Origin of the sequence: Vibrio sp. CDRSL-10 TSBA (genome assembly GCA_039696685.1) — a bacterium.
Taxonomy (GTDB): domain Bacteria; phylum Pseudomonadota; class Gammaproteobacteria; order Enterobacterales; family Vibrionaceae; genus Vibrio.
This window is the reverse complement of record CP155566.1, coordinates 1145214-1157465: the sequence shown is the minus strand read 5'-3', so window position 1 is coordinate 1157465 and position 12252 is coordinate 1145214. Positions and strand designations below refer to the sequence as shown.

The window sequence follows — 12252 nt, the reverse complement described above, 5'->3', positions numbered from 1 at the left end:
ATTTTCATCCCCCCTTTTGTAATAAAATAACGAAAACAGTCAGCAAACGAGAGCAACTTATGTCTACTACTGGTCGTATCCATTCTTTTGAGTCTTGCGGTACCGTTGATGGTCCGGGAATCCGATTCATTATTTTTCTGCAGGGTTGCTTATTCCGTTGCAAGTATTGTCATAACCGCGATACCTGGGATACCCATATCGGTAAGGAAGTGACCGTTGATGAAATCATCACAGAGGCTAAATCCTACCGTCACTTTATGCGCGCATCCGGCGGTGGCGTAACCTGTTCCGGCGGCGAATCGATGCTGCAACCTGAATTTGTGCGTGACTTTTTCCGCGCGGCTCAGGCGGAGGGCATGCACACCTGCCTCGATACCAACGGTTATATTCGTAAGTACACACCTGTTATCGATGAAGTGCTGGAAGCAACCGATCTGGTGATGCTCGACATCAAACAGATGCAGGATGAAATCCATCAGGATCTGGTGGGTGTCTCCAACAAACGTACCCTGGACTTCGCCCGTTATCTGCACAAACTGGGTAAAACCACCTGGCTGCGTTATGTCGTGGTACCGGGCTATACCGATGACGAAGAGTCTGCCCACCTGCTTGGCCAGTTCATCCGGGATATGGACAACATCGAGAAAATAGAACTGCTGCCTTATCACAAACTGGGCGCGCACAAATGGGAAGCGATGGGCGAAGAGTATCCGCTTGAGGGCGTTAATCCGCCGAGCAAAGAAACCATGGATAAAATCGTGGCAGTTTCTTGAGCAGTATCACTCAAATGTAAAATACTGATTCAATCTGCGCCGCGAATCGTAAAAAATACCAGCCTGATGCTGGTATTTTTTTGGAGTTTACGTGGAGCCTGAAACTGTCTTGTCTCTGATCATCGCCCTGACCTTTGCTGTCATTGCCTTACGCGATGTAAGGACCAATTTCTGGCCCAAGTTCAGCGATGATAAATCATTTCAGCATCTGACCTTTTTTGTCATCTTCGCCCTGTTTCTGCTCTGGTCAGCACGCGCCAGTGTCAAACAGGATCTGCACATTCATTTTCTCGCCCTGACAACATTAACCATGATGTACGGCTGGCGCTGTGCTTACTTCCTGACCATCCCGGTTATTGGTGCCCTGATGACCGTCGGCAGCCTCAGTGCCGCTGACGCGCTGCATACACTGGTGACGTCTGCACTGCTGCCAATTTTAATCAGCTACGCGGTTTTTGCCCTCAGTTATCATCATCTGCCACGAAATATTTTTGTGTTTATTTTCGTGGCCGGCTTCTTCAACGGCGGTCTGACAGCCGTACTGCACCTGGTGTCAAACTCGCTGTATCAATATACATTCAGCAGTTACGACTGGGCGACCATCGTCGATAATTACCTGATGCTGGCTCCGCTGATCGCCTTTCCGGAAGGGTTACTTAACGGCATGGCGCTGGCTGTCCTGTCGGTATTCAAACCCGAATGGCTGAGAGTCTTTTCAGATCGGGATTACATTTACAATCACTATCACAACAAGTAATCCGCAACGCTGCTTTCGTTACCTTTTGTGCCTGCAAGACAGAGCATGCGTGACTGCGTAGTCTGTAACGGACTAAGGCGGAATTTGATCAAAGACGGAAAAGATAATTTTGATTTTCTGACGCAGATACGTGGTCAGATCAAGATTGGTCAATCATGAAAACTGGTAATCTTAATTCAGAAAAATTACACAGTTTAACTTTAGTGAGGCCAGCGATGGAAATGACTAACGCACAACGTCTTATCCTGTCTAACCAGTACCAGTTAATGTCTCAGCTCGATCCGGCCAATGCCGCTCAATACAAACGTCTGCGCACCATTGTAGAACGTGGTTACGAGCTGCAGATGTGTGAACTCAATAAAGAGTTCGGATGCCTGTCTGAAGCTCAATGTCGCGAAGTCATCGACATTATGGAGATGTACCACGCGATGCAGGAATCCCACAATCTGCTCAAAGATGCCGAACGCGCTGACGTGGATAAGCGTCGCCTGAACTTCCTTGGCTTTGATCTCGCCGCCGAAGCATCGTTGGTCAATTATGTGCGCTTTCTGGTCAATTCAGAAGGACTGTACCCACAATTTGACAAAGGCGATCACCACTTTAACAGCCAGGTACCGATGTTGGACAAATATCGTCGTATGCTGGTGACATGGCGTACCTGCCCGCGTCAGTACCATTTATCAGCGGCTGAACTGCGTCAAATCGTCAATGCCTGAACACCCTTGTCTTAACAGCGGTTGAGAATAAACAAGGTTCAGAGCAAACAAATTTCAGAACAAACAAATTTCAGAACAAACAACAAGGCCGGATAAACTCCGGCCTTGTTGTTTTTAGTGAGATACCTGATATCAGATGTGACTATCAGAACTGGTACATAATACCGACTGTACCCATGGTCGCGGCACTGGAACCGACCACAGGACTGTCAGACACTTTGCTGTCCAGATTCGAATAACGGATACCACCGTTAACCTGAATATTCTGAGTGATCTGCCAGTAAGCGGAAGCACCGATAAAGTATTGTCCGTCCCAGCCGGCGTCAAATTCTCTCAGCCCGGTACGGTCTGATTCCGCTTTCGACACCCCGTACAAATGGTTATTAAGCTGACTGGAGTTGTACGAGTAACCGATACTCGGGGTCAGGCCCCAGTTGCCGAAATTAAATGGCATGCGCCACGCAAGCTCACCGTACATACCATTATGACGCCCGGCCACGTCACCACCAAAGCTCGCTTCCCATACACCCGCCAGGGTACGCAGTTGATAGCTTACCCCACCGAGTACAGTGGATTTACGTTTGTCCAGTTGGCGAATCTGCGCATCATCCGAATCTTCCGGCTGCAATGTACGAGGATCATAAGCAAGGCGGAAAATGATATTTTGCTCTGATCCGCGAGGGAACAGACGGTACCCAGCATTGAAGCCGCGCAAAAACAGGTGTTCGCCTTCATAGCCAATCACAGGGATAACCGTGCGATCCGAATCAGTGTCCTTATAAACCGCTGGCGAGTACGCCGCCGCCATCCCTACAGACCACGGAGAGTTTTCGGCCTGAGCTGCTGTTGCCATCAGCAGCGCAGCCGCAGCCACGCTTAACGAAGTAGAGTTTAATCGCATACTTTGTGAACTCGTTGCATATGTTTAAGAGATAATGATGATACGTCTTGCCCTATGCAGACACAATCTTTGCCCCTCTTTTTCTCGTTTTTCCGTCCCAATCCGGTGACTTTTCATCCTGACCAACCCTTCATGGCACTGCTTTTGCTGAGGATATATCCAGCAGAACAATTGAACATTTAGTTCATATTCACCGTAAAAACATTGTGAGCGTGAGACGTAATTTCAATCACGAAATTGAAATAAATACATAATCTCTAAGCAAAATCGAGAATACCGAACTAGGCTTAAGTTGTTAGGGAATTGTGTTTTTAAGCGGTTGTATGTCACTACGACATTTTTAGAGGGGAATTACTATGAGTATTTTTGACCACTTTCAGGCACGCTATGAAGCAGCCAAGGACGAAGAGCTTTCCATTCAGGAATTTCTGGCTCTGTGTAAAGAAGACAAAAGTGCTTACGCCAATGCTGCCGAGCGCTTACTGATGGCCATTGGCGAACCCAAGCTTGTGGATACGTCCAAAGACTCTCGCCTGAGCCGAATTTTCTCCAACCGGGTCATTTCGCGCTATAAAACGTTCGAAGATTTCTACGGTATGGAAGAGGCAATTGAACAAATCGTTTCTTACCTGAAACACGCGGCCCAGGGCCTGGAAGAACGCAAACAAATCCTGTACTTACTCGGTCCGGTGGGCGGTGGTAAGTCATCGCTGGCTGAAAAACTGAAAGCATTGATGCAACAAATGCCTATCTACGTTTTGTCCGCCAACGGTAAACGCAGCCCGGTCAACGACCACCCGTTCTGTCTGTTCGACGTCAACGAAGACGGCGACCTGTTGCAACAAGAGTATGGTATCGAAAAACGTTACCTGCGCTCAATTATGTCACCTTGGGCGGCGAAGCGTCTGCATGAGTTTGGCGGCGACATCACCAAATTTAAAGTGGTCAAAGTACGCCCTTCTATCCTGGATCAAATTGCAGTAGCGAAAACCGAACCAGGTGATGAAAACAACCAGGACATCTCATCTCTGGTCGGTAAAGTCGACATTCGTCAACTTGAGCACTTCTCACAAGACGATCCTGATGCCTACAGCTACTCAGGTGCTCTGTGTCGTGCCAACCAGGGTTTGATGGAATTCGTTGAGATGTTCAAAGCGCCAATTAAGGTGCTGCACCCGTTGCTGACCGCAACTCAGGAAGGCAACTATAACGGTACAGAGGGTTTGTCTGCGCTACCGTTTGACGGCATGATTCTGGCTCACTCCAATGAATCAGAATGGCAGACTTTCCGTAACAACAAAAACAACGAGGCATTCCTCGACCGGGTTTACATCGTCAAAGTACCATACTGTCTGCGCGTTTCTGAAGAGGTAAAAATTTATCAGAAACTGCTCGATCACAGTGAGCTGTCCAACGCGCCGTGCGCGCCAAGCACTTTAGATCTGCTCGCTCAGTTCAGTGTACTGTCACGTCTGAAAGCACCGGAAAACTCATCCATATTCTCGAAAATGCGGGTATATGATGGTGAAACCCTGAAAGATACCGACCCGAAAGCGAAAAGCTACCAGGAGTATCGCGATTACGCAGGTGTTGACGAAGGTATGGCCGGTCTGTCGACCCGATTCGCCTTTAAGATCCTGTCGCGCGTATTCAACTTCGACCAGACCGAAGTCGCAGCTAACCCGGTACATCTGTTCTACGTGATAGAACAACAGGTGGAACGTGAGCAGTTCCCGCAGGAAACCGCTGATCGCTACCTGGAATTTGTCAAAGGTTATCTGGTACCGCGTTATGTCGAGTTCATCGGCAAAGAGATTCAGACCGCTTATCTTGAGTCTTACTCCGAATACGGTCAGAACATTTTCGACCGCTACGTCACGTATGCTGATTTCTGGATTCAGGATCAGGAATACCGAGATCCGGAAACCGGCCAACTGTTCGACCGCTCAGCGCTGAACAGTGAACTGGAAAAAATTGAAAAAACCGCCGGTATCAGTAATCCGAAGGATTTCCGTAATGAGATCGTTAACTTCGTATTGCGTGCCCGCGCCAACAACAATGGCCAGAATCCGGTTTGGACCAGTTACGAAAAACTGCGTACGGTCATTGAGAAAAAAATGTTCTCCAATACCGAAGAGTTACTTCCTGTTATCTCTTTCAATGCGAAAACCTCTTCTGAAGATCAGAAAAAACACGACAACTTTGTCGCTCGTATGATGGAGAAAGGCTATACAGAGAAGCAAGTACGCTTGCTGTCTGAGTGGTATTTACGCGTGCGTAAATCCTCTTAACAGCCAGCCACCCCTGAGCAAAAGGTGAAGGCGCCCCAAGCGCCTCACCTGACTCCGGTCAGATGAGAGTGACGGCACGACCGTCCCTCATCTATCAGTTCAGGGAATGCCCCAGGCGATAGGAGCAAATGATTGCTCACTGAGGGATGTTTACAGGGAGAATCTCATGGCGCAGTTTATCGACAGAAGGTTGAACGGTAAGAACAAGAGCGCAGTCAACAGACAGCGTTTCTTACGCCGTTACAAGGAGCAGATTAAGGAATCGGTAGCCGATGCCGTTAATCGTCGCTCAATCACCAATACCGAAACCGGTGAAGATGTCTCGATTCCGAACCGTGACATCAAAGAGCCATCTTTCCATCAAGGTAAAGGCGGGCACAGAGAACGCGTTCACCCCGGCAATGACCAGTTCACCCGCGGTGACAAAATTGAACGGCCAAAAAGTGGACAGGGAGGCGGTTCGGGTGAGGGTGAAGCCAGCCCGGACGGCGAAGGTCAGGACGATTTTGTATTTCAGATTTCCAAAGATGAGTATCTCGATATTCTGTTTGAAGATCTGGAACTGCCTAACCTTGAAAAAAACCAACTCAACAAGATCACCGAGTGGAAAAATCATCGCTCCGGTTTCCAGACAGCCGGTGTACCGGCCAATATCGCTATCGTGCGGTCACTGCAGCAATCGCTGGCCCGTCGTACTGCGATGACAGCAGGCAAACGCCGTTTGATGCGTGAGCTGGAGCTGGAGCTGGACCGGATTCAAAACAGTGAACCGGCACAGCTGCTTGAAGAGCGTCGCATCAAGCAGGAGATCGACGATCTGCGCAAGAAAATCGACAGCGTCCCGTTCATTGATACTTTCGATTTGCGCTTTAAGAACTATGAAAAACGCCCGGTCCCCTCTAGCCAGGCAGTGATGTTCTGTTTAATGGACGTGTCCGGCTCAATGGATCAGGCGACCAAAGATATCGCCAAACGTTTTTATGTTCTGCTCTATCTGTTCCTGACCAGAACCTATGAAAACGTGGAAGTAGTGTTTATTCGCCACCACACTCAGGCAAAAGAAGTCGATGAACATGAGTTTTTCTACTCACAGGAAACCGGCGGTACCATCGTCTCCAGCGCGCTGAAACTGATGGATGAAATCATCCGGGAACGCTATCCGCTTGGTGAATGGAACATCTATGGCGCTCAGGCCTCGGACGGCGATAACTGGGCCGATGACTCGCCGCGCTGTAAAGAGCTGCTGACCAATAAGCTGTTACCGTGTTGTCAGTATTACGCTTACATCGAGATCACGCGTCGTTCACATCAGACACTTTGGCACGAGTACGAAAAACTCCAGCCTTCATTTGGTAATTTTGCCATGAAAAATATCCGCAGTGTGGAAGACATTTTCCCTGTGTTCAGAGAATTGTTCCACAAGGAAACGGCATAAGGGGGAGCGCATATGACGACGAAAACCAAAGCCGCGCCGAAGCGTAAGCCAAAAAGTAAGCTGCTGCCGGATGGTCCGGACTGGACCTTCGACCTGCTGGAGCGTTACCACACCGAAATTAAACGGGTGGCAGAGCATTACCGGTTAGACACCTATCAAAACCAGATTGAGGTGATTACCTCAGAGCAGATGATGGATGCCTACTCCAGTATCGGTATGCCGATTAACTACAACCACTGGTCATTCGGTAAAAAGTTTATCCAGACCGAGCAAAACTACAAACACGGCCAGATGGGTCTGGCCTATGAGATCGTAATTAACTCCGACCCGTGTATTGCCTACTTAATGGAGGAAAACACGGTCACCATGCAGGCATTGGTTATGGCCCACGCCTGTTATGGTCACAACTCGTTTTTCAAAGGGAACTACTTATTCCAGACCTGGACCGATGCCAGTTCGATCATCGACTATCTGCTGTTCGCGAAAAATTACATCGCCGAATGTGAAGAGAAGTACGGTGTTGCGGACGTCGAAAAACTGCTCGACTCCTGTCATGCGCTGATGAATTACGGTGTCGACCGTTACAAACGTCCGGAAAAGATCTCGATAGCGGAAGAAAAAGCGCGTCAGGAAGAACGTGAGGCCTATCTGCAATCGCAAGTTAACGCCTTATGGCGCACCGTACCAAAAAAGGCCCAGGAAGAAGAAGTCCAGCGCCACTTCCCGAGTGAACCGCAGGAAAACATTCTCTATTTTGTCGAGAAGCATGCACCTCTGCTTGAGCCTTGGCAGCGCGAGATCGTGCGCATCGTGCGCAAAGTCAGCCAGTATTTCTATCCTCAGAAACAGACTCAGGTAATGAACGAAGGTTGGGCGACCTTCTGGCATTACACCATCCTCAACCATATGTACGACGAAGGCTTGGTTTCAGATAAGTTTATTCTGGAGTTTCTGCACAGCCACACCAGTGTGGTGGCGCAGCCGCCTTACAACAGCCCTTATTACAGCGGTATTAACCCTTATGCACTGGGTTTTGCCATGTTCCGCGACATCCGCCGCATCTGTGAAGAGCCCACTGATGAAGACCGGGAATGGTTCCCTGAACTGGCCGGCAGTGACTGGCTGGATGCCGTGCACTTTGCGATGCATAACTTCAAAGATGAGAGCTTTATCAGTCAGTACTTATCACCCAAACTGATCCGCGATTTTAAACTGTTTGCGATCAGCGATGATGACCATAAAAACTTTATCGAGGTGAGTGCCATCCACGATGACCTGGGCTATCGCCAGATTCGAGAAAAACTGGCTTCCCAATACAATCTCAGTAACTTAGAACCAAACATTCAAGTCTACAACGTGGATGTCAGAGGTGACCGTTTCGCTCACCCTGCAATACATTCCACAAGATAGAATTCCTTTAGATCCAAGCTACGAGGAGGTGCTGAAACATATGCACCGTCTATGGGGTTTTGAAGTCAAACTAGAGGAGGTCAAAGAAACAGGAAGACGAGAGATCCTCTCAACCTGCCCAAAGAAGAATGATTACGACAGTAACATCTGATCCGGGCAAAAAAACACAACATCTAACACTCACTTTAATAACAAAGCCCCAGTATTCTGGGGCTTTGCATTTAGGTCGGGCTGCCAGGTAACCACGCGGGTCAGCGGCCGTCAAAGATCTTTCAACCAGCAACGATCTTGCGTACTGCGGCCAAATCTTCCGGAGTATCAACCCCCGCCGGAGGTGCTTCCAGGGCCACGGCGACATGAATCTTTTCGCCGTACCAGAGCACCCGTAACTGCTCGAGGCTTTCGATTTTTTCCAGCTGACTCGGCTGCCAGTTTATGTAGGTATTAATGAAACCTGCACGGTAAGCATAAATACCTATATGGCGCATCAGCGGTTGAACGATGTTCTTGTCCTGAGCGAAATTGTCACGATCCCAGGGAATCGTGGCACGGCTGAAATACAGCGCATAGCCATCCTTGTCAGTGACAACTTTAACCGCGTTTGGATTAAACACTTCCTCAGCATCGCTGATTTCCACTGCCAGCGTGGCCATTGGCGCGCTGCTGGCGGCCAGATTATCCGCGACCTGACGCACAATGCTCGGCGGGATCAGCGGCTCGTCGCCCTGCACATTAACAATGATGTGATCATCTTCGATACCCATCAGTTGCACCACTTCCGCCAGGCGCTCAGTGCCTGACTGATGGTCAGCAGAGGTCATGCACACCGTACCACCAAACGCTTCAACGGCACTTTTCACCCGCTCATCGTCTGTTGCGACAATGACACGTTCCGCACCAGCTTGCATTGCCTGTTCGTAAACCCACTGCACCATCGGCTTACCACCAATGTCAGCCAGCGGTTTACCCGGCAAGCGGGTTGACTGGTAACGGGAAGGAATAACGACCGTAAAAGACATTAGCGTCCCTCATCCATCGACATGGTGCGCGCTTCAGTTTCAAGCAGGACCGGGATGCCCTCTTTGATTGGATAAGCCAGGCGGTCTAATTTGCAAATCAGTTCCTGATTATCTTTATCGTAAGTCAGTTTGCCTTTACATACCGGGCAAGCGACAATCTCAAGCAGACGGTGATCCATACTGTTCCATTACCTCTTTAATAGTTTCCACAATGCACTGTTCATCTTCGGCTGCAATATGCGCAGATACCGGCAGATACCACCAGTTATCCTGTGCAAAGCCGGTGCATTTCACGGCATCTTTTTCTGTCATTATGACGTTGTCTCCGCGCATGGCGAGCGCCTTGAGCTCGGAGACATCAAAATTCTTATGGTCGGCAAAACTGTGCGTCACTACAGGCGTTGCGCCCAGTTGCTGCAAGGTGTTGAAAAAACGGGGCGGATGACCGATACCGGCCCAGGCCACTACATTACCCAGTTCACTCACCGGCAACTGTTGTTTGGTCACCAGATTGACGGCCAAATCTGCCTGCAGTGTCATGGCAATTTCGCCATCCTGCGCTTCACCGCCATTGGTGATGATAAAATCCACTTCTTTCAGGCGACGCAAGGATTCGCGCAGTGGCCCCAAAGGGATCATCTGTTCATTGCCAAACCGGCGTACGCCATCCACAACCACAAATTCGATATCCCGTTCCAGGGCATAATGTTGCAGCCCATCATCGGTCACCACAATATCCACATCCTGGTCCAACAAGGCTTTCACTGCGTTGGCCCGCACCGGATCGACCGCGACCGGCACCCCGGTACGCTGCTGAATCAGTTTAGGTTCATCACCGCAGTGCGCGGTCGGCGTTGTGTGCTGTAGCAGCAATGGATAACGCGGTGCTTTGGCACCATAACCGCGCGATACCACCCCCGGCTTGTAGCCTAACTTTTGCAACGTCTCCACCAGCCAGATCACCACCGGTGTTTTACCGTTACCACCTGCGGTAATGTTACCCACCACAATCACAGGAATCGGCGCGTGATAACGCTTTTTCTTCCCCGATTCAAAGTCGCGGCGACGTGAGCGGCTTATCATGCCGAACACCCGGCTCAGTGGCCACAACAGCGGCCACAATACATATCGCATCGGGTGTTGGTGGAACCAAATTTTCTCGATCATGATGTGCTCACCAGCAAGCGCTTAACCTTCACCAAACTGGATACGATGCAGTTGTGCATAAGCACCATCTTGTTGCAATAACTCGGCGTGTTTACCACGTTCAATAATTTCACCTTCATCCACAACCAGAATTTCATCTGCTTGTTCGATAGTAGACAAACGGTGCGCAATAACCAGCACAGTTTTGTTCTTCTGCAGTTCATCCAGCGCCGCCTGAATCGCACGTTCTGATTCAGTATCGAGCGCAGAAGTCGCTTCATCCAGAATCAGTACCGGTGCATCACGCAGTAAGGCACGAGCAATCGCAATACGCTGACGCTGACCACCGGACAAGCTGGCCCCGTTTCTCACCTATCATGGTGTCCAGACCATCGGCCATGTTATCGATAAAGTCCATCGCATGCGCCAGGCGCGCCGCCGCTTCAATCTGCTCGCGACTGTATTCACCTTCCGCCGCATAAGCAATGTTATTGGCAATAGTATCGTTGAACAGATGGACATTTTGCGAAACCAGCGCGAAGTGCTGACGCAGGTTAGTCAGCTTATAATCGCGCACATCGCGGCCATCGAGCTCAATCGAGCCAGAATCGACATCATAAAAACGGGTAAACAGGTTCGCTATGGTTGACTTACCCGATCCTGAACGCCCCACCAGGGCCACGGTTTTGCCTTGCGGAATATCGAAACTCACATGAGATAAGGCCGGCTTTTCTTTACCCTGGTAGGTGAAGGTCACATCTTTCACCGCAATGTCACCACGCGCTTTTTCGGTGTGGAAAGAACCGTTATCACGTTCTGTCTCCAGCGCCATCAGGTCAAACAGCGTCGAACTTGCCGCCATACCACGCTGAAAATCTGAAGTAACGTTGGTCAGTGCTTTCAGCGGGCGCATCAGGCCAAACATCGCCGAAAAAATGACAGTAAAGGTACCCGGTGTCAGTTGCTCACGGATCGAGTCGAAACTCGCCAGATAAAGCACCGCTACCAGCGCCATCGACGCAATCATCTGAATTACAGGGTTGGCAATTGCCTGAGCAGAAACCAGCTTCATGGTTTGCTGGCGCATCTTATTGCTGACTGATTCAAAACGTTTGCGCTCAACATCCTGACCACCATAGCTCAGCACCACTTTATGGCCTTTCAGCATCTGCTCAGCCGACGCCGTGACGTGGCCCATGGTCGTCTGCATGCTTTTCGAGATCTTACGAAAACGTTTTGAGACCACACGGATGCCTACCGCAACCAGAGGAGCAACCACCAGCAGGACCAGCGATAACTCCCAGCTGTTCCAGAACATCAGTACTAACAGACCAACAATACTGGCGCCTTCACGCACAATACTGACCAGCGCTTTACTGGTTGCTCCGGCAACCTGTTCAGTATCGTAGGTAATGCGCGACAGCAGACCACCTGTCGATTCACGGTCAAAAAAGCTGACCGGCATGTGCATGAACTGGTTAAAAATCCGGCGACGCATCAGCATCACGACATTGCCTGACACCCAGCTCAGACAGTAAGAAGAGACAAAACCACTCATACCGCGCACCAACATCAGGCCGAGAATAATAAATGGCAGAGTCTTAAGAAAGTTGGACTCACTGTTGCCAAAACCTTCGTCCAGCAGAGGCTTCAGCAGAGAAATCATATAAGTATCAGAGACCGCATTAACAACCAGTGCGATGACAGCGACCACCAGCCCTGACTTGTACAGGCGAATGTAGGTCCACAAACGTTTAAAGGTTTGCCAGGTTGTTTCGTCAGAATTCAGTGACATAGATAGGCT

The 12252-nt window shown here is 49.7% G+C and carries 8 protein-coding genes and 3 pseudogenes; 6 read left to right on the top strand and 5 right to left on the bottom strand.

Annotation, left to right across the window (positions count from 1 at the left end; translation table 11 throughout):
* Nucleotides 1–59 precede the first annotated feature (59 nt).
* The 3 genes and pseudogenes from pflA to ABDK09_12795 all read left to right on the top strand — a co-directional run bounded on the left by pflA (nucleotide 60) and on the right by ABDK09_12795 (nucleotide 2246).
* Nucleotides 60–801 (top strand): annotated as a pseudogene (gene pflA / locus ABDK09_12805) (pyruvate formate lyase 1-activating protein).
* Nucleotides 802–888: 87 nt separating this feature from the next.
* Nucleotides 889–1530 carry a hypothetical protein gene (locus ABDK09_12800; protein ID XAW90737.1) on the top strand — a complete coding sequence of 214 codons (642 nt, stop codon included), beginning with the start codon at nucleotides 889–891 and terminating at the stop codon, nucleotides 1528–1530.
* Between the two features lie 215 nt (nucleotides 1531–1745).
* Nucleotides 1746–2246, top strand: coding sequence for a YfbU family protein (locus ABDK09_12795; protein ID XAW90306.1), 501 nt, complete (start codon nucleotides 1746–1748; stop codon nucleotides 2244–2246).
* 145 nt (nucleotides 2247–2391) lie between these two features.
* Here ABDK09_12795 and ABDK09_12790 read toward each other — a convergent pair whose 3' ends face one another.
* A complete protein-coding gene (locus ABDK09_12790) occupies nucleotides 2392–3147 on the bottom strand; it encodes a MipA/OmpV family protein (GenBank protein ID XAW90305.1) in 756 nt (251 codons plus the stop codon).
* A gap of 356 nt (nucleotides 3148–3503) precedes the next feature.
* On the opposite strand from ABDK09_12790, the gene ABDK09_12785 reads away from it, so the two are divergent.
* The 3 genes and pseudogenes from ABDK09_12785 to ABDK09_12775 all read left to right on the top strand — a co-directional run bounded on the left by ABDK09_12785 (nucleotide 3504) and on the right by ABDK09_12775 (nucleotide 8434).
* The gene (locus ABDK09_12785) at nucleotides 3504–5438 is read left to right on the top strand and encodes a PrkA family serine protein kinase (GenBank protein XAW90304.1); all 1935 of its coding nucleotides are present in this window, start codon (nucleotides 3504–3506) and stop codon (nucleotides 5436–5438) included.
* A 166-nt stretch (nucleotides 5439–5604) separates the two neighbouring features.
* Nucleotides 5605–6873 (top strand): YeaH/YhbH family protein, encoded by a 1269-nt coding sequence (locus ABDK09_12780; protein ID XAW90303.1) that lies wholly within the window; start codon nucleotides 5605–5607, stop codon nucleotides 6871–6873.
* Between the two features lie 12 nt (nucleotides 6874–6885).
* Nucleotides 6886–8434, top strand: a pseudogene (locus ABDK09_12775) (SpoVR family protein).
* A gap of 121 nt (nucleotides 8435–8555) precedes the next feature.
* Here ABDK09_12775 and kdsB read toward each other — a convergent pair.
* The 4 genes and pseudogenes from kdsB to msbA all read right to left on the bottom strand — a co-directional run bounded on the left by kdsB (nucleotide 8556) and on the right by msbA (nucleotide 12243).
* A complete protein-coding gene (gene kdsB, locus ABDK09_12770; protein ID XAW90302.1) occupies nucleotides 8556–9302 on the bottom strand; it encodes a 3-deoxy-manno-octulosonate cytidylyltransferase in 747 nt (248 codons plus the stop codon).
* A complete protein-coding gene (locus tag ABDK09_12765) occupies nucleotides 9302–9481 on the bottom strand; it encodes a Trm112 family protein (GenBank protein XAW90301.1) in 180 nt (59 codons plus the stop codon). The genes kdsB and ABDK09_12765 overlap by 1 nt, the downstream gene beginning before the upstream one ends.
* Nucleotides 9462–10469, bottom strand: a complete 1008-nt coding sequence (gene lpxK, locus ABDK09_12760) for a tetraacyldisaccharide 4'-kinase (protein XAW90300.1) — start codon at nucleotides 10467–10469, stop codon at nucleotides 9462–9464. The genes ABDK09_12765 and lpxK overlap by 20 nt, the downstream gene beginning before the upstream one ends.
* A gap of 21 nt (nucleotides 10470–10490) precedes the next feature.
* Nucleotides 10491–12243, bottom strand: a pseudogene (msbA, locus tag ABDK09_12755) (lipid A ABC transporter ATP-binding protein/permease MsbA).
* Between the last annotated feature and the right edge of the window lie 9 nt (nucleotides 12244–12252).